At 73.7% G+C, this 19,513-nt stretch carries 15 protein-coding genes and 1 pseudogene; 8 read left to right on the plus strand and 8 right to left on the minus strand.

What is annotated here, in order from left to right; translation table 11 throughout:
- Positions 1-139 precede the first annotated feature (139 nt).
- From C8E97_RS30380 to C8E97_RS30390, 3 genes are all read left to right on the plus strand, one after another.
- Complete coding sequence (locus tag C8E97_RS30380; protein ID WP_121009030.1) at positions 140-1,285, plus strand: LLM class flavin-dependent oxidoreductase; 1,146 nt, start codon at positions 140-142, stop codon at positions 1,283-1,285.
- Positions 1,282-1,803: a GNAT family N-acetyltransferase gene (locus C8E97_RS30385; protein WP_121009032.1), complete on the plus strand. Its 522-nt coding sequence runs from the start codon at positions 1,282-1,284 to the stop codon at positions 1,801-1,803. Before C8E97_RS30380 ends, C8E97_RS30385 begins: the two co-directional genes overlap by 4 nt.
- Before the next feature lie 473 nt (positions 1,804-2,276).
- Positions 2,277-4,406: a putative bifunctional diguanylate cyclase/phosphodiesterase gene (locus C8E97_RS30390; RefSeq protein WP_121009034.1), complete on the plus strand. Its 2,130-nt coding sequence runs from the start codon at positions 2,277-2,279 to the stop codon at positions 4,404-4,406.
- 299 nt (positions 4,407-4,705) lie between these two features.
- On the opposite strand, the gene C8E97_RS30395 is transcribed toward C8E97_RS30390, so the two are convergent.
- Both C8E97_RS30395 and C8E97_RS30400 read right to left on the minus strand, forming a co-directional pair.
- Positions 4,706-5,938, minus strand: a complete 1,233-nt coding sequence (locus C8E97_RS30395) for an SAM-dependent methyltransferase (RefSeq protein WP_121009036.1) — start codon at positions 5,936-5,938, stop codon at positions 4,706-4,708.
- Between the two features lie 22 nt (positions 5,939-5,960).
- Positions 5,961-7,292: an FAD-binding oxidoreductase gene (locus tag C8E97_RS30400; RefSeq protein ID WP_246019274.1), complete on the minus strand. Its 1,332-nt coding sequence runs from the start codon at positions 7,290-7,292 to the stop codon at positions 5,961-5,963.
- A gap of 306 nt (positions 7,293-7,598) precedes the next feature.
- Between C8E97_RS30400 and C8E97_RS30405 the strand changes: the two genes are divergently transcribed.
- A complete protein-coding gene (locus C8E97_RS30405) occupies positions 7,599-8,357 on the plus strand; it encodes a crotonase/enoyl-CoA hydratase family protein (RefSeq protein WP_121012746.1) in 759 nt (252 codons plus the stop codon).
- A gap of 52 nt (positions 8,358-8,409) precedes the next feature.
- On the opposite strand, the gene C8E97_RS30410 is transcribed toward C8E97_RS30405, so the two are convergent.
- The 5 genes from C8E97_RS30410 to C8E97_RS30430 all read right to left on the minus strand — a co-directional run bounded on the left by C8E97_RS30410 (position 8,410) and on the right by C8E97_RS30430 (position 14,741).
- The gene (locus tag C8E97_RS30410; RefSeq protein WP_170212041.1) at positions 8,410-8,901 is read right to left on the minus strand and encodes a hypothetical protein; all 492 of its coding nucleotides are present in this window, start codon (positions 8,899-8,901) and stop codon (positions 8,410-8,412) included.
- Positions 8,902-9,135: 234 nt separating this feature from the next.
- The gene (locus C8E97_RS30415; protein WP_121009040.1) at positions 9,136-10,290 is read right to left on the minus strand and encodes an acyl-CoA dehydrogenase family protein; all 1,155 of its coding nucleotides are present in this window, start codon (positions 10,288-10,290) and stop codon (positions 9,136-9,138) included.
- A gap of 3 nt (positions 10,291-10,293) precedes the next feature.
- A complete protein-coding gene (locus tag C8E97_RS30420) occupies positions 10,294-12,210 on the minus strand; it encodes an acetyl/propionyl/methylcrotonyl-CoA carboxylase subunit alpha (protein WP_170212042.1) in 1,917 nt (638 codons plus the stop codon).
- A 5-nt stretch (positions 12,211-12,215) separates the two neighbouring features.
- A complete protein-coding gene (locus C8E97_RS30425; protein ID WP_121009044.1) occupies positions 12,216-13,820 on the minus strand; it encodes a carboxyl transferase domain-containing protein in 1,605 nt (534 codons plus the stop codon).
- Between the two features lie 129 nt (positions 13,821-13,949).
- Positions 13,950-14,741, minus strand: coding sequence for an SGNH/GDSL hydrolase family protein (locus C8E97_RS30430; RefSeq protein WP_121009046.1), 792 nt, complete (start codon positions 14,739-14,741; stop codon positions 13,950-13,952).
- Between the two features lie 185 nt (positions 14,742-14,926).
- On the opposite strand from C8E97_RS30430, the gene C8E97_RS30435 reads away from it, so the two are divergent.
- The 4 genes from C8E97_RS30435 to C8E97_RS30450 all read left to right on the plus strand — a co-directional run bounded on the left by C8E97_RS30435 (position 14,927) and on the right by C8E97_RS30450 (position 18,698).
- Positions 14,927-15,550 carry an SACE_7040 family transcriptional regulator gene (locus tag C8E97_RS30435; protein WP_121009048.1) on the plus strand — a complete coding sequence of 208 codons (624 nt, stop codon included), beginning with the start codon at positions 14,927-14,929 and terminating at the stop codon, positions 15,548-15,550.
- A gap of 206 nt (positions 15,551-15,756) precedes the next feature.
- Positions 15,757-16,152 (plus strand): hypothetical protein, encoded by a 396-nt coding sequence (locus C8E97_RS30440; protein WP_121009050.1) that lies wholly within the window; start codon positions 15,757-15,759, stop codon positions 16,150-16,152.
- A gap of 72 nt (positions 16,153-16,224) precedes the next feature.
- A complete protein-coding gene (locus C8E97_RS30445; protein ID WP_121009052.1) occupies positions 16,225-16,437 on the plus strand; it encodes a hypothetical protein in 213 nt (70 codons plus the stop codon).
- Positions 16,438-16,514: 77 nt separating this feature from the next.
- Positions 16,515-18,698, plus strand: coding sequence for an acyltransferase family protein (locus C8E97_RS30450; RefSeq protein WP_121009054.1), 2,184 nt, complete (start codon positions 16,515-16,517; stop codon positions 18,696-18,698).
- Here the strand turns inward: C8E97_RS30450 and C8E97_RS36890 are convergent.
- Positions 18,669-19,499: pseudogene (locus C8E97_RS36890) on the minus strand (acyltransferase family protein); the annotation flags it as partial. The gene C8E97_RS30450 and the pseudogene C8E97_RS36890 overlap by 30 nt on opposite strands.
- Positions 19,500-19,513: the final 14 nt, after the last annotated feature.

The following is a 19,513-nucleotide window of genomic DNA, read 5'->3' on the forward strand; positions in this document are numbered from 1 at the left end:
GTCCCCCGCCGCACGCGGTGGGCGTACCGCGCACCACCTGTCACCCGTAAACCCGTGCGCGCCAACGATCCGCGCACCGAACCTCCGTGCACACCGCGGTGCACCCTTCGCGCACCACCCTCTCGTGGAAGGTACTGACGTGCCTGTTGAGTTCCTGGGGATCGGCGGCACCAACGACGGATCGGAGACGAGCCCGCGCAGCGGAGCCGCCTTCGACAAGGAGTACGCGCTGCGGCTGGCCCGCGCGCACGAGGAGCACGGCTGGGACCGGGTGCTCTTCGCCTACGGCTCGGGCTCGCCCGAGCCGGCCCAGGTCGCCGCCTACATCGCCACCAAGCTGGACAGGATCCAGATCCTGCTGGCGCACCGGCCGAACGTCTCCTACCCGACGTTCGCGGCCAAGACGTTCGCGACGCTCGACCAGATCAGCGACGGTCGGCTGACGGTCCACTTCATCACCGGCGGCACCGACCACGAGCAGCGGCGCGAGGGCGACTACCTGACCAAGGACCAGCGCTACTCCCGCACCCGCGAGTACATCGGGATCGTCAAGAAGGCGTGGACCTCCACCGAGCCCTTCGACCACGAGGGCGAGCACTACCGGTTCGCCGACTTCGTCAGCGACGTCTTCCCCGTCCAGCGGCCGCGCCCGAAGGTCTCGTTCGGCGGTTCCTCGCCCGCCGCCTACCGGGCGGGCGGCGCGGAGGCGGACATCTTCTGCCTCTGGGGCGAACCGCTCGCGGACACCGCCGCGCAGATCGAGTCCGTGCGGCAGGCGGCCAAGGCCGCCGGGCGGGCCGACGTGCCGCGCTTCCAGGTCGCGTTCCGCCCGATCCTGGGCGCGACCGAGGAGGCGGCGTGGGAGAAGGCCGAGCGCACGGTGGCCGCGATCAAGGCGCGCACGTCGGGCGGGAAACCGCTGACGCGCAGGCACTCCCTCACCAACCCGGAGAACACCGGCTCGCAGCGGCTGCTGGAGATCGCCGCGCGCGGCGAGCGGTTCGACCGGGCGCTGTGGACCGCGACGGCCGCCGCGACCGGCGGCGCGGGCAACTCGAACGCGCTCGTCGGCACGCCGGAGACGGTCGCGCAGGCCCTGCTGGACTACTACGACCTGGGCGTGGACATCCTGTCCGCGCGCGGTTACCGGATGATCGACGACACGATCGACTTCGGCAGGCACGTCATCCCGATCGTGCGCGAGGAGGTCGCCAAGCGCGACCGGGAGCGCGCCGCCGCGCGGCAGGGCGAGCCGCGGCGCGAGTCCATCGCGGTGGACGGATGACCGTCGACACCGTCGAGGCGCGCCGGGTGCACTGGGACGACCCGGCCACCGCGCCGCTCAAGGCCGAGCTGACCCACGAGTACGTCTCCCGCTACGGCGACGGCGCGCGCGAGGAGCTGACCCGGTACGACGCCGCGCTGTTCGCGCCGCCGGACGGCACGCTCCTGCTCCTGCTGGTGGACGGCCGAGCGGTCGCGGGCGGCGCGTTCAAGCGCCGTGACGCGCACACCGCGGAGCTGAAGCGCATCTGGACGCGGTCCGGGCACCGGCGGCAGGGCCTGGGCCGCCGCGTGGTGGCCGAGCTCGAACGGGCCGCGGTCGAGCTGGGCTACCGGCGGATCTACCTGACCACCGGCCCGAAGCAGCCGGAGGCGAAGGGCCTCTACCTGGCCACCGGTTACACGCCGCTGTTCGACGTGACCGCCGACCCCCTCACCATCGGGCTGCTCGCGTTCGAGAAACACCTGGAGAGGAGCGAAGGAGCATATCTTCCCGCACACCGGCGAAACAGCGCATGAGATGCGCGATCGCCCCGCGAACACCGCGATTCGCCGGGCATCCCGGCAACGCCGGATCGGCCGCGCATTCGCGTTCGACCGGGGGTGCGCCGCTGGGCCCCGTTCTCCTACGACTGTCGACAAAAGCATTGCCGATCGAACGACCCGGATTGCCGGACAGGCGCGCATGAGCGCCGACCACCGGGGAATCCCTGATCAGGACACCGGAACCGCCTGAACCGGGCGGACCGGGGCACTTCGCCGGCCCCGGTCCGCCCACCACCCGCGATACCCCTCGCCAATGGGCAATAAGATCATCTTGTGCCGACCCGACCGATGACCAGTAAGCTCACCGCAACCCAGCGGGCCACCTCTCACCCATTCGAGTGACATCGAACGGGAATGCGCACGTCGACCCACGCAGTGAGCCGATCACAGGACGTGGGCGACGAGCGGGTGGCCCCCCGACGATCGGCACCGCAGAGCTGAAGGAAATGGTCGAACAGGCAGATGCCGCCGCACGCGGTGGAGTCGGGGCGTCCGGTGCCGCCCGTGACGACTTCGCGAGTCGGTGGGCGTCGGCCGTCGGCGAGACCGTCCTGGTGGGCCGGCCCGAGCTGCGCGACGTGCTCGCCGCGCTCACCGAGGACCTGCGGGCGGCGCTGCTGGGCGACCACCACCCCGACGCGGCGGTGCGCGGGGTCGGGCGGTCGCTGGTGGAGCACGGCTACGTCTCCACCACCACACTGGAGCGCTCGCTGGTGTTCCTCGGCGACCACCTGCTCGGCCACTTCGGCGTGCCCGCCGACCACGCGCACCGGCTGATGGCGGTCCTCGGCGGGATCGCCGCCGGGTACAGCGAGGCGCTGCGGGAGCGCACCTTCGCCCAGCAGGAGCTGACGACGTCGGCCGCCCTCCGCACCATCCGGGAGGCCGAGGCGGCGCTGCGGGCCAGCGAGGCGAAGTTCCGGGCGGTGTTCCGCCACTCCGCCGTCGCGATCGCGGTGACCGGCATGGACAACCGGATAGTGGACTACAACGACGCCCTGCTGAACCTGCTCGGGTACACCGGCGAGGAGCTGTCCGGGCTGTGCGGGCGCGACTTCATCCACCCCGACGACCGCGGGTCGTCCGACGTGATCCCGGAGGTGCTGGCGTCCGGCGAGCGCGACCACGTGCGGTCCGAGCTGCGGGTCGTGCGCAGCGACGGCGAGGTCGTCGACGTGCTGGTCGCCGTCGCCCTGGTGCGGGACGACGCGGGCGAGCCCGCGTACCACGTGACGATGGTGGAGAGCCTCGACGAGGTGCGGGCGCTCCAGTCGCAGCTGGTCCGGCAGAGCCTGAACGACGTGCTGACCGGGCTCGCGAACCGGGCGCAGTTCCTCGGCTGGCTGGAGGGCGCGGCGGGCGCCAAGGGGCCGGAGTCGCTGGCGCTGGTGGTGTTCGACATCGACGGTTTCCGGGTGGTCAACGACGCCTTCGGGCACGAGGTGGGCAACCGCATCCTCACCGTCGTGGCCGGTCACCTGCGGACGGTGTTCGAGCGGCACGGGCAGCTCGCGCGGATCGGGCCCGACGAGTTCGGCGTGCTGGTCCGCGACCCGGCCGACACCCCGACCGTGGTGGGCTGGGTGGAGGAGGCGATCGACCTGCTCGCCGAGCCGGTGTGGGTGGGCGACGACGGCATCGGCGTGACGGCCAGCGTCGGTATCGTCGTGCAGCCCGCGCGGGGAGGGAACGCGACCGAGCTGCTGCGCCGCCTCGACGTCACCCTCGGCTGGGCCAAGGAGGACGGCAAGGCGCAGTGGGAGCTGTACGACCGCGATCGCGACCAGCGCGACCGGCCGCGGCTCAGGCTCGCGGCGTCCATCGCGGGCGGCCTGGAGCAGGGCGACTTCCGCGTCGACTACGAGCCGGTGTACGCGCTGGCGGACGGCGCGCTGCTCGCCGTGGAGGCGCGGCCGGCCTGGGAGCACCCCCGGCACGGCAGGCTCGACCCGCTGTCGCTGGCGTCGCTCGCGACGCGCACCGGGATGGCGGTGCGGCTGAGCCGGTGGGCGATGGAGCGGGCGTGCCACCACGCCGGGGCGTGGCACGCGGAGTTCGGCGCACGCGCACCGGTGCTGACGATGGACCTCACGGCGCGGCAGTGCCAGGAGCCGGAGCTGGTGGCCGACGTGCGGCGCGTGCTGCGGGAGAGCGGCCTGCCCGCGAACCTGCTGCGGTTCGAGCTCGGTGAGCAGCTGCCCGCCCTGATCGGCGAGGACCGGGCGGAGGAGCTGGCGATCCTGGCCGAGCACGGCGTGCGGTTCGTGCTGGACCAGGTGGGCGGCGGCAACATCCCGGTGGACAAGCTGCGGAAGATCCCGCTGCACGGCGTGAAGTTCCAGGGCGCGCCGGTGCACGGCCTGGCCGAGGGCTCGAACCCGGTCGACGAGAGCGCGGCGGTCGCGCTGCTGACGTGGGCGCGGACGCTGGGCATCCCCCGGCACGCGGCGGGCGTCGGCACGATCGCCGAGGCGCGCCGGCTCCACGAGCTGGGCGTCACGAGCGCGCAGGGACCGCTGTACGGGACGCGCCCGCTCACGGCGGACGAGGTGCGCGCGCTCCTCGCCCGTTCCTGAGCGCCCGCCGGGCGTCGCGGGCGGGTTCCCACGAGGGCTTGGGCGCGCCCGCCGCCGCCCTGGACCCCCACGCCGCCGCGCCGAGGGCGGCCACGACGAGGGCGACCACGACGACGGGCAGGTGTTTCACGGGCCGGCCCCTCCCGGTGGACGGTGCGCGCGACCAACGGGTCGCCGGCCGCGCGCCGCGCGCCGACGCGGAAGCCCGACCGGGCCGCCGCCCGACACCCGGTGCGCACTCATCGAGCATCGGCAGCTGCCCATCGAAGATCAATAGGGTGCAGCCGGTCCGCCCGGCCTCACGCCCAGTCCGGTCGCAGCGGCATCCCCGACGACGTGCCGTCCAGCTTCACCCCCAGCACCTGGTGCAGCTGGATGTTGTTGCGCTCGAAACCCAGCCGGGACGCGGCCAGGTACAGCCGCCACACCCGCGCCCGCCCGAGGCCGACCTCGGCGACCGCGTCGTCCCAGTGCCGCTCCAGGTTCGCGCACCAGGCCGCCAGCGTCAGCGCGTAGTGCTCCCGGAGGTTCTCCTCGTGCCGCACCTCGAACCCGGTGTCGTGCATGAGCGACACGAGGTGGCCCGGCCCGACCAGCTCGCCGTCCGGGAACACGTACCGGTTGATGAAGCCGCCCGTCCGCGCCCGGTGCCGGTTGTCCGGTCGCGTGATGCAGTGGTTGAGCATCCGCCCGCCCGGCCGCAGCTTCCGGTACAGGGCGCGGAAGTAGGCGGGCAGCTTGGCCTTCCCGATGTGCTCGGTCAGGCCGATCGAGCTGATGGCGTCGAACCTGGTCTCCCGCACGTCCCGGTAGTCCAGGTAGCGGACCTCCGCCAGGTCCGACAGGCCCGCCTCGACGATCGCCTTCTGCGCCCACTCGGCCTGGTTGCGCGACAGCGTGACCCCCAGCGCCCGCACGCCGTACTCGCGCGCGGCGTGCATGACCATCCCGCCCCAGCCGCACCCGACGTCCAGCAGGCGCATCCCCGGCCGGAGCCCCAGCTTGCGCGCCACCAGGTCGTGCTTGGCGAACTGCGCCTCCTCCAGCGTGGCGTCCGGCGTCGGGTACACCGCGCACGTGTAGGCCATCGACGGCCCGAGGACCCACTCGTAGAACGTGTTCGACACGTCGTAGTGGTGGGCGATCGCCTCCCGGTCGCGCGCCTTGGAGTGCCTCAGGCCGTGCAGCCTGCGCTCCTGCGGCGGGATCCGCACGTGCGAGCCCAGGCGCTGCCTGGCCAGCGTGCGCAGCAGCTCGACCCGCTGCGCCCACGGCACCTCGCGCAACGACAGGTCCGACAGGCGCGCCAGCGCGCCGTACACGTCGCCGATGATCTCCAGGTGGCCGGTGACGTAGGCGCGGGCCAAGCCCAGCTCACCGGGCGCGGAAGCCAGGTACGACAACGCTTCCGGCGACCTCACCTCGATGCGCACGTCCGCGTCCGCCGGCCCCGCGTGGCTGCCGTCGTACGCGCTGAACCCCACCGACGAGTCGCCGCCGACCGCCCGTTGGAACACCTCGGCCAACCGCATGGACCCTCCATTCACCTACGGATCACCTTCGGAGCACACACTTGGCGTACAGGTCCGGTAGCCGGGAGCCCGCGTCGTACCGCTCCTTCAGGTCCCGGTACACCTCGCCGTTGTAGTTGGCCCAGAACTCCTCCTCCCCGTAGTAGGAGTCCGAGTACAGCGACTTGTGCCCGCCCAGCTCGGCGACCTTCGCCTCGATCAGCCGGTTGCGGCTGCCCATCGCCTCGTCGGGTCGCAGGTCCACAGTGGACCAGAAGCCGACGTTGACGTACAGCACGTCCGGGTCCATCGGGTACAGCGGCCAGCCGACCCGGTCGCGCAGGCGCACCGGGCACAGCCACACCGGCTCGATGCCGATCTCGCGGTGGAAGAAGTCGAGGAACTCGGCCAGCCGGTCGACCGGGATCTCGACGTCCTGGATCACCGGCTCCTGGACCGCCTTGCTCAGCTTGGCGCTGAAGCCGCGCTTGCGGTCCCACGCCACGATCCGGCGGTAGACGTCGGAGCGCAGGTAGCGCTTGGGCACCAGGCGGCGCACCAACGGGTGCTGCACGCCGAACGCCCGCGAGCACCAGAACCAGTCGGTGTCCCACCGCCACAGGTAGTCGCGCGCGGTCAGGTAGTCCGTGCGCCGGTGCTGGACGGACCGGTAGTAGATGTGCCGCCCGGTGTAGTCCGAGCGGTGCGGCGCGGTGTCCGACCAGTCGGCGAGCGTCAGGTACTGCTCGTGCGCGGAGAACACCGTGCCGTCCACGAAGTCGACCGGTTCGCCCTGGTACGCCCGGTCCGCGCAGACCTCCTCGATGACCTCGGCGCACTCCCGCGCCGACCCGAACGGCACGTGCCGCAGCCGCACGAACGGCTTGACCGGCTCCAGCTCGATCTCCAGCCGCAGCGCGTAGCCCAGCGTCCCGTACGAGTTCGGGAAGCCCCGGAACAGGTCGTCGGACGGGCCGACGACGACCACCTCCCCGTCGCCGGTCAGCACCTCCAGCTCCCGCACCGACTCGTGCGGCAGGCCGTTGCGGAACGAGCTGGACTCGATGCCGAGCCCCGCGACCGCGCCGCCCAGGGTGATGGTCTTGAGCTGCGGCACGACCAGCGGCATCAGGCCGTGCGGCAGGGTGGCGTCCACCAGGTGCTCGTAGGTCGTCATGCCCTGCACCTGCGCGGTGCGGGCGGCCGGGTCGACGGAGAGCACCCGGTCGAACCGGGCCACGTCGAGCCCGCCGGGTTGGTCGTCGCGGAACCGGAACAGGTTCGACGTCGGCTTGGCGAGCCGGACGGGCGCGCCCGCCGGGATCGCCGCGTATCGGCCGCGCAGCGCGGCCACCGCCTGGCTGTGATCGCTCACGCGTCCGACGTTAGGCCGCCGCGCGATGATCAGCACCCCCAAATTTCCCGGTCCCGCGAGTTACCGCCCGGTAGTAACCCTCCCGGTGGTCGTCCGGCCGCACCGGCGGGGACCCGCGCGACGCGGTCCGCCGTGGTCACCGCGCGGGTACTGGACGCGGCGGTCGGCGCGTTGAAGACTGGGCGCACGGATCCCGCCGATCCCGAGGTGTGGACGCGCGGGCCGGGCGGTCCCGCCGCCGGGAGCGGCCCGACCGTCCGGCGGGGACGCGGCTCGGGTGAGCATCGGACGGGGGCGGTCGACGTCGTGGGCGCGGTACGGGTGGAGCGGTCCGGTCCGGTCTGCACGGTCCTGTTGCACCGGCCCGCGGTGCGCAACGCGGTGGACGGGCCGACCGCGCACACGTTGGCGGAGGTGTTCCGCGAGTTCGACGAGGACGAGTCGCTGGCGGTGGCCGTGCTGCACGGCGAGGGCGGCACGTTCTGCTCCGGCGCGGACCTCAAGGCGCTGGGCACCGAGCGCGGCAACGACCCGGAGTCGCCCGCCGGCCCGATGGGCCCGACGCGGCTGCGGCTGTCCAAGCCGGTCATCGCCGCGGTGTCCGGGCACGCCGTCGCGGGCGGGCTGGAGCTCGCGCTGTGGTGCGACCTGCGGGTGGTGGACGAGGACGCCGTGTTCGGCGTGTTCTGCCGGCGGTGGGGCGTGCCGCTGGTGGACGGCGGCACGGTGCGGCTGCCCCGGTTGATCGGGCGGTCGCGGGCGCTGGACCTCGTGCTGACCGGTCGGCCGGTGCTCGCCGACGAGGCGCTCGCGATCGGGCTGGCCAACCGCGTGGTGCCCGCCGGGACGGCGCGGTCGGCGGCCGAGGCGCTGGCGCGGGAGATCGCCGCGTTCCCCCGGACGTGCCTGCGCGAGGACCGGCTGTCGCTGCTGGAGCAGGACGGGATGACCGAGGCGGACGCGCTGGCCAACGAGCTGGCGCACGGCCTGGTGTCGCTGCGCGAGGTGGGCGCCGGCCTCGGCCGCTTCCTCGCCGGCGAGGGGCGGCACGGCGCCTTCCCGTGACCGGGCCGGCACCCGCGCGGGTACCGGCCCGGTGACGACGCCCGACGCGGTGTCAGAACGCGACGTGCACGTGGAACGAGCGGTCGGCGAGCGCGCCCGCCGAGTCGAAGGTCTGGATGAACAGGCCGTTGGCGGTGTCGATCCGACCCACGACGTTGACCTCGCCGGACGGCGAGGCGCCGACGTTGCCGGGCAGGCCGAGCGTCGCCACGTACGCGCCGCGCGTGATGTCGCTGGCGCCGAAGAACACCTCGTAGGTGCCGACGCCGATCCGCGCCGCACCCGAGGCGCCGAAGTTCTGGCCGGTCAACGTGCCGTTGTCGACCACGGCGTACACGAGCTGCGGCGTCACCTGGGCGGACCGGACGCCGACCAGCTTCGCCTGCTCCTGCGCCGCCGCGCTGAGCGGAGGTTGTTCGAAGGACGGCGCGCCCTGCGCGCCCACCGGGCCGGCGGACGCCATCTGGGCCGCGCCGAACACCAGCAGCGCGATCGCGGCCAAGGCCGCGAGCACGCGGTTTCTGACGGTGGATGAACGGAACATCGGGCAGATCCCTCCCCTGATCTCCTCGCCGGCCCCCGCCGGCCCACCCAGCATCCCCCGCCGCACGCGCCGCGCGCACGACGCATTCGGCCGCAACTTTCAACAGAGTACTGGCGCAACCGACCTAATCGGACCCGAGCACGCCCGAGAAGTGCGGCCGGCACCCGTCCGAAAGGACAGGCCCGGTCTCGGAAACCGTTGCGCGGCAACGCGACGCGGTCCGTGCACGCGGCGCTATCGAAGGCCGAGCTCGCGGGCGATCAGCATCTTCTGCACCTCGCTGGTGCCCTCGCCGATCTCCAGGATCTTGGCGTCCCGGTAGAACCGGCCGACCGGGTACTCGTTCATGAAGCCGTAGCCGCCGAATACCTGCGTGGCCTCACGGGCGTTGTCCATCGCCGCCTCCGACGAGACGAGCTTCGCGATCGCCGCCTCCCGCTTGAACGGCTCGCCGCGCAGCATCTTCGCCGCCGCCTGGTAGTAGGCCAGCCGCGCGGTGTGCGTGCGGGCCTCCATCTCGGCGATCTTGAACTGGATCGCCTGGTACTCCCCGATCCGACGGCCGAACGCCTCGCGCTCGCCGGCGTACCGCAGGCACTCGTCCACGCAGCCCTGCGCCAGCCCGACGCCGATCGCGGCGATCGCGACGCGGCCCTCGTCCAGCGTCTGGAGGAACTGCGCGTACCCGCGCCCGCGCTCGCCGAGCAGGTTCGCGGCGGGCACCCGGCAGTCCTGGAAGGACAGCTCGCGCGTGTCGGAGGCGTTCCAGCCGACCTTGGAGTACTTGCGGGACACCGAGAAGCCGGGCGTGCCGGACGGCACGATGATCGCCGAGATCTCCGGCTTGCCGTTCTCCCGCCGCCCGGTCACCGCCGCGACCGTCACCAGGCCGGTGATGTCCGTGCCCGAGTTCGTGATGAACGCCTTGGTGCCGTTGAGGACCCACTCGTCGCCGTCCAGCCGCGCGGTGGTGCGCAGCGCGCCCGCGTCCGAGCCGCCGCCGGGCTCGGTCAGCCCGAACGCGCCGAGCTTCGCCGCCGAGCAGAGCGCGGGCAGCCACTCGGCCCGCTGCTCGGCGCTGCCGAATCGGTACACCGGCATCGCGCCGAGCGACACGCCCGCCTCCAGCGTGATGGCCACGGACGAGTCGACCCGCGCCAGCTCCTCCAGCGCGAGGCACAGCGCGAAGTAGTCGCCGCCCATGCCGCCGAACTCCTCGGGGAACGGCAGGCCGAACAGGCCCATCCGGCCCATCTTCGCCACGATCCCGTACGGGAACTCCTCGCGCTCGTAGAACCCGCCGATGACCGGGGCGACCTCCTCCCGCGCGAACTCCTCGACGGTCTTGCGCAGGGCCTCGTACTCCTCGTCGAGGCGGAAGTCCAACATCGCTCACTCCTGGTGGGGCACGACGACGGCTAGGGTCTCGTCCAGCGCGACCTGTTGGCCCGCCCGGACGTTCACTTCGGCGAGCACGCCGTCGACGGGTGCGGTGACGGTGTGCTCCATCTTCATGGCCTCGACCACGAACAGCGCCTGACCAGCGGTGACGTGGTCGCCCGACGCGGCGCGCACGACCAGCACGGTGCCGGGCATGGGGCTGGTGACCGGGCCGGCGCTGCCCTCGGCCCGGTGCGCGGACAGCTCGGACCGCTCGGTCTCGGTCAACGCCCACGTGCGGCCGTCCGCGCCGAGCCACAGGACGTTCCCGGCGCGGGCCATCGCGTACCGGCGGGCACCGACGACCAGGTCGCCGTCCACGACCGAGGCCGTGAGCCGGCGCGGTTCACCCTCGCCCACCACGACTTCCTCGCCGCGCACCCGCACGTCCACGTCGCCCACGCGCCAGGTGGTCCACGCGTGCTCGCCGATCCGCCAGCCGCCGGTCCGCTCCCACGGGTCCTCGCCGCGCAGCGAGAGCTGCCGCTCCAGCGCGGCGGCGGCGTACACCTCGTCCGGCACGTCGTCGCGCACCAGCCCGGCCAGCTTGCGCTCGACCAGGCCGGTGTCCAGCGCGCCCGCGCGGACGTCCTCGTCGGCCAGCAGCGCCCGCAGGAACGGGATGTTCGTCGTCACGCCGAGCAGCACCATCCGCCCGAGCGCGGAGTCCAGGCGCCGCAACGCCTCCTCGCGCGTGTCGCCGTGCGCGACCACCTTGGCCAGCATGGGGTCGTAGTCGCTGCCGACGGTCAGCCCCACGCGCAGCGCCGAGTCCACGCGCACGTCGTCCGGCTCGCGCAGGGCCAGCACGGTGCCGCCCGTGGGCAGGAATCCGCGCGCCGGGTCCTCGGCGTACACGCGGGCCTCGACGGCGTGCCCGGTGAGCCGCACGTCGCCCAGCCGGAGGTGCTCGCCGGCGGCCACGCGGAGCTGCCACTCCACCAGGTCGACCCCGGTCACCAGCTCCGTCACCGGGTGCTCGACCTGGAGGCGGGTGTTCATCTCCATGAAGAAGTAGTCGCCGGTGCCGCCGTCCACGATGAACTCGACGGTGCCCGCGCCGACGTAGCCGACGGACTTCGCGGCGTCCACGGCGGCGCGGCCCATCGCCGCGCGGGCCTCCGCCGTGAGCAGCGGTGACGGCGCTTCCTCGATGATCTTCTGGTGCCTGCGCTGGAGGCTGCACTCCCGCTCGCCGAGGTGCACGACCTCGCCGTGTGCGTCGGCCAGCACCTGGATCTCGACGTGCCGCGGGTTGGTGACGAACCGCTCGACGAGCAGGGTGTCGTCGCCGAACGAGCCGCGCGCCTCGCGGCGGGCCGACTCGATCGCGTCGCGCAGCTCCGCCGGCGCGCGCACCAGGCGCATCCCCTTCCCGCCACCGCCGGCGGACGGCTTGAGCAGCACCGGGAACCCGATCTCACCGGCCGCGGCCACCAGGTCGTCGTCGGTCATCCCGACCTCGGTGCGGCCCGGCACCACGGGCACGCCCGCCGCCCGCACGGTCCGCTTGGCGCGGATCTTGTCGCCCATCGCGTCGATCGCGTCGGCGGGCGGCCCGATGAACACCAGCCCGGCCTTCTCGCACGCCCGCGCGAACTCGGCGTTCTCGGACAGGAAGCCGTAGCCGGGGTGGATCGCCCGCGCGCCGGTCTCCCGCGCCGCGTCGAGCACCCGCTCCACCGACAGGTAGCTCTCGCGCGCGGCGGCGGGTCCGATGCGGACGGCCACGTCCGCGAGCCGCACGTGCTGCGCGTCGGCGTCGGCGTCGCTGTACACGGCGACCGACCTGATCCCGAACCGCCGCAGCGCGCGGATCACGCGGACCGCGATCTCGCCGCGGTTGGCCACCAGGACGCAGTCGAACATGCCCATCACATCCGGAAGACGCCGTAGCCGACAGGGTCCAGCGGCGCGTTGGCCGCCGCGGACAGCGCGAGCCCGAGCACCGTGCGGGTGTCCTTCGGGTCGATCACGCCGTCGTCCCACAGCCGCGCCGTGGAGTAGTACGGGTTGCCCTGGTCCTCGTACTGGCGGCGGATGGGCGCCTTGAACGCCTCCTCGTCCTCCGCCGACCACGAGTCGCCGAGCTGGTCGCGCCGCACCGTCGCGAGCACCGACGCGGCCTGTTCGCCGCCCATCACGGAGATGCGGGCGTTCGGCCACATCCACAGGAACCGCGGCGAGTACGCCCGGCCGCACATCGAGTAGTTGCCCGCGCCGAACGAGCCGCCGATGACGACGGTGAACTTCGGCACCCGCGCGCACGCCACGGCGGTGACCATCTTCGCCCCGTGCTTGGCGATGCCGCCCGCCTCGTACTCGCGGCCGACCATGAACCCGCTGATGTTCTGGAGGAACACCAGCGGGACGCTGCGCCGGTCGCACAGCTGGATGAAGTGCGCGCCCTTCAGCGCCGACTCGCCGAACAGGACGCCGTTGTTCGCCACGATGCCGACGGGGTGGCCGTGGATGCGCGCGAACCCCGTGACCAGGGTCGCGCCGTACTCCTTCTTGAACTCCTGGAACCGGCTGCCGTCGACCACCCGCGCGATCACCTCGCGCACGTCGTAGGGCGTGCGGCTGTCCGTGGGCACCACTCCGTACAGCTCGTCCGGGTCCACCGCCGGTTCGACGCTCGGCTCGACGCGCCAGGGCCGCTCGGCGCGCGGCCCGAGGGTGCCGACGATGGAGCGGACGATCCGCAGCGCGTGCGCGTCGTCGTCCGCGAGGTGGTCGGTCACGCCGGACGTGCGCGCGTGGAGGTCGCCGCCGCCCAGCTCCTCGGCCGTGACGACCTCGCCGGTCGCGGCCTTCACCAGCGGCGGGCCGCCGAGGAAGATCGTGCCCTGGCCGCGCACGATGACGGCCTCGTCGCTCATCGCCGGCACGTACGCGCCGCCCGCCGTGCACGAGCCGAGCACGGCGGCGATCTGCGGTATGCCCAGGCGGGACATGGTGGCCTGGTTGAAGAAGATCCGCCCGAAGTGCTCGCGGTCCGGGAACACCTCGTCCTGCCGGGGCAGGAACGCGCCGCCGGAGTCGACCAGGTAGACGCACGGCAGCCGGTTCTGCAACGCCACTTCCTGCGCGCGCAGGTGCTTCTTGACCGTCATCGGGTAGTACGTGCCGCCCTTGACGGTGGCGTCGTTGGCGACGACCACGCACTCGCGCCCCGACACCCGACCGACGCCGGTGATGATGCCCGCCGCGGGCGCTTCGCCGTCGTAGAGGCCGTCGGCGGCCAGCGGTGACAGCTCCAGGAACGGCGAGCCGGGGTCCAGCAGCGTGTCCACCCGGTCGCGCGGCAGCAGCTTGCCGCGCTCGACGTGGCGGGCGCGGGCCTTGTCCGACCCGCCGCGGGCCGCCGCGGCGAGCTTGGCGCGCAGGTCGTGGACGAGGGCGGTGTGCTCGTCCGCGTACCGCCGGAACGCCTCGCCCGACTTGTCGGCGGCGCTGCGGAGGACGGGCGCGTCCATGCCGGGACTCCTCGCGGTTAGCAGTCGTTAACCCGAGGCGATGTTAGCGCTTGTTAACGACTCCGTCCACCACCCCGGCAGCGGTGGAGGGGGCCGCCGGGGCGACCCCCTCCACCCGTCGCCGGGGTGTCAGCCGGTGACGGCGGCCAGGTGCGGCAGGTAGCCGAGGCGCTGGCCGTCCCGGTTCGGGTGGTAGGACTCCTCGACCGGCCAGGACAGGCTGTTCAGCCACCAGTCGGACGAGCAGATCTCGTGCCCGGAGAACGCGCCGCGCAGGTCGCGGTAGGTGAACGACTTCGCGGCGGCCCGGCCGGAGACGACCGAGTGGAGCGTGTCGGCGGCCGAGTTGATCGCCGAGCGCTTGGTGTCGCTCAGGCCGACCGAGCACGAGCCCGGCACCTTGTACAGGCGCGGGTAGCCCAGGACGACCACCTTCGCGGACGGCGCGCGGCCCCGGATCTGGGCGTAGACGTTGTCCAGCAGGCCGGGCAGCGTCTTCGTGGCGTAGGTCTTGGCCTCCTCGACCCTGGTGCGGCACGTCTGGTCGGAGCCGAACGTGCAGGTGCTGATGACGTCGGTGAAGCCGGCGTCGTTCCCACCGATCGAGATGCTGACCAGCGTGGTGGCCGCGCTCAGCGCGCCGACCTGGTTGGCGAGGACGTCGCCGGTGCGCGCGCCGGAGCACGCGACGAACTTGAAGCTCGCGGGCGCGTGCGACGCGGCCCAGAGCGCCGGGTAGGCGTACTGGCTGCGCTTGCAGGAGCCGCTGTCGCCGTAATAGGAGCCGGTGCCGGTGCCGGAGGAGTAGGAATCGCCGAGCGCGACGTAGTGCGCGCCGGCCTGGGCTTGCGCGGGTACGGCGGTGAGCAGCGCGGCGGCCGCGGCGAGGGCGGCGCCGAGCAGGGTTCGGACAGGGCGCATCGAGGAGCCTCCCGGAGGGAAACACGCAGGGTGGTGATGCGGAGCACATCCAGAGTTACCAGCTGGTACGCGCGGTAAGAAGACCTGGTCGGGAAACAACTTCGCGTTACAACCCGACCGGTCGAAGATCCGCGGCCGGCCACGCGGTTAACGCTCGTTTACGTTTTGCCGCCGACGCGTTTAGGATGGGTGCCGTGTCAGCCGAAGGTGTGAAGCAGACGCGGCGGGAGCAGATCCTGGACGCGGCGGCCGAGCTGTTCGCCCGGCACGGCTTCCACGGTGTCGGCATCGACGACATCGGCGCGGCCGTCGGCATCTCCGGGCCGGCGCTCTACCGGCACTTCCGCAGCAAGGACGCGATGCTCGGCGAGATGCTGACGTCGATCTCCGAGCGCCTGCTCGAAGGCGGGCAGGCCAGGGTGTCGGCGTCGCCCGACGCGGCGGCGGCCCTGCACGCCCTGGTCCGCTGGCACGTCGACTTCGCGCTGGACGACCCGGCGCTGATCACCGTCCAGATGCGCAACCTGGCGAACCTGACCGACCCGGACCGCCGCCGCGTGCGGGCGCTCCAGCGCCGGTACGTCGAGGTGTGGGTCTCGACGCTCCAGGAGAGCGTGGCGGTGGACGAGCCGACCGCCCGCGCCGCCGCGCACGCCGTGTTCGGCCTCATCAACTCGACGCCGCACAGCGCCCACCTCGACCGCGACCAGATGGCCGCCCTGCTGACCCGCATGGCGCTGGCCTCCCTGACCACCGCGGGCGTCCTGGTGACCGCGCAGCCCGTCACCGCGCAGCCCGCCACCGGGTGACCGCGCCGCCCGCACCGGGCGGCCACCGCCGCGGCGTCGTCACCGCACGGCGCGACTCAAGCGGGTCCCTCCGCCGGTCGATGAGGTGGTCGTGATCACCCGCCGGCACCGGGGGCGCGCCGCACCCCGCCGAACCCCGCGACCCCTCCCCCCGGCCCGGACCTCTCGCACACGACTCGCCGCCGGACGGGCCGACGGTCGGCCGCGTGCTGTCCGCGTTCGTGCGGCACCACCGACCGATCCGCTGGGATGACGGGCGGTTCCACTGCGAGGCGGGCTTCCAGCGCGCGCTGATCGACGTGGACGCCGCGCTCACCGCCCTGGTCGGCCTGGGCCACAGCGCCTCGGTCGACCTCGCGCGGAGCTGCCCGGCGCGGAGCTGCGGTGCGCGAACCTCGCCGGCGCGGCGCTGCGGGTCGCCGACCTGCGCGGCGCGGACCTCGGCGGACCTCGGCGGCGCGCGGCTGGCCGGCGCGAAGCTGGCCGGCGAGAACATCCGGGCGGCGGCGCTGGGCGAGGCGGACCGGCAGGCCGCGCTCGCGCGCGGAGCCGTGGACCGGGAGCACACCACACCACCCGATGGGTGCACCGGGCCGCGTTGACCGAGCGCGCCGGCGACGGGCGCCGTAGCGTGCCCCCGAGCCCCGGCCCGAGCCCGTCCGCGGAGGAGCGCCATGTCCGAGGACCCCGGAGCCGGACCCCCGTCCAGGCACCGCAGCGGTGACCCCATCCCGGCCGACCGGGGCCGGCGCTACTACCGGTGGACCGACCCGGACACGCACGAGGTGGGCGGGTACGAGTGCCTGGAGCCGCCCGGCACGTTCGCGACCAAGCGCGGCAAGGAGGTCACCTGGACCGACGTGGGCGCCTGCCCGAGCGAGGCGTAGGGGGTGGGGCCGGCCCCCGGCGCGGTGGGGGTGGCCGGTTGGCGCGCCGCGTTGCCGATCCGTAACCTTGGCGGTCGATGAGCGGGCTCGGGGTGGACGGCGTCGGCGGCTGGTGGGGTGCTCGACTGCTGGGCCGGTTGCCCGCCTGGTCCCGCCTGCTGCTGGTCGCGCTGGCGGTGTTCTGCTGCGGCGTGGTCGCCTCCCGGCCCGCGGGCGCCGCCGACGACCGCCCGCTGACCGGTGACGTCGCCGTCGCCGCCGAGGCCGTCGAGGCGCTGACCCGACCGCTGGCAGGCGTGTCGCCGCTGGCCGGGTTCCCCGCCGACTTCACCGCCGTCACCGGGCGCTCGCCGGTCACCGTCACCGCGCCGGACGGCACCACCCGCGCCGTCGCGCCGCACGGCGGGTGCTCCGGTCCCGCCGGCGACACCGAGTGGGACTTCGGCACCGGGTGCCGGGCCCACGACCTCGGGTACGACCTGCTGCGCTACGCCGAGCTGAAGGGACGGCCGCTGCCGCCCGAGGCGCGCAGGTCGCTCGACGCCCGCCTCGCGGCGGACATGCACGGCCAGTGCGACCGCAACCCGCGCGACAGCGCCTCCCGCTGCCACGCCGTGGCCGGGCTCTACGCCGCCGGCCTGGAGTTCAACTCGTGGCGGCAGCGCTGGGGGCCGCCCGGCCACGAGCCCGTGCTGGCGTGGGGCTTCGGCAGCGCCGTCGTCGTGTTCCTGCTCGCGGCCCGGCTGCCCCGCAGGCGTGCGCCCGCGCCGGGTGCGCCCGCGCCCGCCGTGGGGCCGCAGGACCGGTACGCCGCGTTCCTGCGCCTGACCGGCCTCGGCCTGGTCGTGGTCGGGCAGTCGCTGCTGACCGTGCTGCACTGGGCCGGGGTCGGCGCGTCCTGGCTCTGGCTGCTCACCTGGCTGCTCCAGACGATCCCGGTGTTCTACTTCGCCGGCGGGCACGCCAACCTCACGAGCTGGCTCGCGGTGCAGGCCGACGGCGGCGGGTACGGCCGCTACCTGGTCAGCCGGATCAGCTGGCTGCTGCGGCCGGTGCTCGCGTTCGTGCTCGCCTGGCTGGTGCTGCCGCTGCCGCTGGAGCTGCTGGACGTGCCGAAGCACCGCGTGGAGACCTTCGGCCGGCTGATCGCCCACCCGCTGTGGTTCCTCGGCCTCTACCTGGTCGCGGTCGCGGCGACGCCCGTGATGGCCGCGCTGCACCGCCGCGCCCGCCTGGTCACGCCGGTCGCGCTGGTCGCCGCCCTGATCGTCGTCGACGCGCTGCGGATCGGCCTCTCCTGGCGCGCCGGCGGCTACCTCAACCTCGTGCTGGGCGCGCTGCTGCTGCAACAGCTGGGGTTCCACTACGCCGACGGCAGCCTCACCCGCCTGCCGCGCCGCGCGCGGGCGGCGCTCGTGGTCGTCGCCGTGCCCGTCCTGGCGGCGCTCGTCACGGTCGGCGGCTACCCGCGCACGATGATGTCCGTGCCCGGCGAGGCGGGCTCCAACCTCAGCCCGCCCACGGTGTGCCTGCTGGTGCTCGGCCTCGCCCAGCTCGGCGTGGTGCTGCTGGCCCGCGAGCGCGTGTCAGCGTGGCTCGCGAGGCGCACGCCGTGGCGGGTCGTCGACTACGCGCGCTCCGCGCCGATGACCGTCTACCTCGGCTACCTGACCGCGCTGGCCGCGGTGCTCGGGCTGCTCGGCCTGCTGGACGCGCCCACCGCGTTCGACTGGGTCGTGGCCCGGCCCCGGTGGCTCTCGCTGCTGGTGCTCCTGCTGCTGCCCGTCCTGCCCGCGTTCCACCGGTTCGAGCGGACCGCCGCGCTGCTGCCCTGCCACGCCAGGGAGACCCACCGCACCCGGCTCGCGGCCACGCTCGGCGTCGCCTTCGGCGTGCTGGGCGTCCTGGGGTTCGTCGTCACGGGCTTCGCGGGCGCGGCGGGCACCCTCGTGGTGTTCGACGTCGACCCGCTGCAGAACCTCATCCACCTGCTGCTGGGCTGGTACCTGCTGCACACCGCGCACACCGGCACCTGCCACGGCAGGCGGCCGTGGCTGCTCACCGCCCTGGCCTGCGTGCCGCCGCTGCTCGTCCTGGAGCCCACCGCCGCGATGGTCGCGCTGCACGTCGCGACCATCGCCGTGGCCCTGCTCGCGGCGATACCCAAGCAGGACCAGGGTCACGCAGGCGAACACGGGCAGCCAGGTGAGCCGTTCCAGCAGCCAGAGCGCGTCGTCGGGCACGGTGTGCAGGCCGGGTAGCGGCCCGAACGCCGCCCCGACCAGCGTCACCACCAGCAGGGCGCTCTGGTGCGCCAGGAAGACCGGCAGCGCGCGGGCGTTGAGCCGGCGCGCCCGGAACGTCGGCCGGATGAGCAGCACCAGCCCGATCTGGGCGAACGCGAGGGCCAGCGCGGCCGGTGACGGCGGGAACAGGTTGGACTCCTCCGCGCCCGGCACGCCCACCGCGCTCATCGGGTAGCCGTTGGCCACGAGCACCGCGAACGCGGTCGCGCCCGCGCCGAACAGCGCCGCGCCCCACGACCGCCGGTGGCCGTGCCGGGCGGCCAGGACGCCGAGCTGCCACGGCGCGCACCACACGGCCAGCACGTTCACCCACCCGACGTCGAGCGCGACCAGGGCGAGCGGGATCGCCAGGCCCCACCCGCCGAGCCGGCGCAGCAGCGGGGTCGCGCCGAGCAGCACCGCGTGGACGACCAGGAACCACAGCGGCGTCACGACCAGGTACCCCACCGTCAGCACGGTCTGCTGCGGCAGGCCGCGCAGCGACAGCCCGCACAGGACCGCCGCCCAGCAGGCCGACAGCACCGCCACCGGCACGGCCATCCGGCGCACCCGGCGGAGCCACGGCGTCGTCGAGCGCGCCGCCGCGAACCCGCCGGCGAAGAAGAACAGGCCCAGGGTCTGGAGCACCCAGCCGACCGGGGCGAACTCGGGCAGCCACCGCAGCGGGCTGTCCACGACGAGCCCCTCGTCCGCCACCACCACCGACGTCACCAGCCAGTGGCCCAGCACGACGCCGCCGATCGCGAGCGCCCGCATCGAGTCGACCACCG

It is taken from the genome of Saccharothrix australiensis, assembly GCF_003634935.1.
Taxonomy (GTDB): domain Bacteria; phylum Actinomycetota; class Actinomycetes; order Mycobacteriales; family Pseudonocardiaceae; genus Actinosynnema; species Actinosynnema australiense.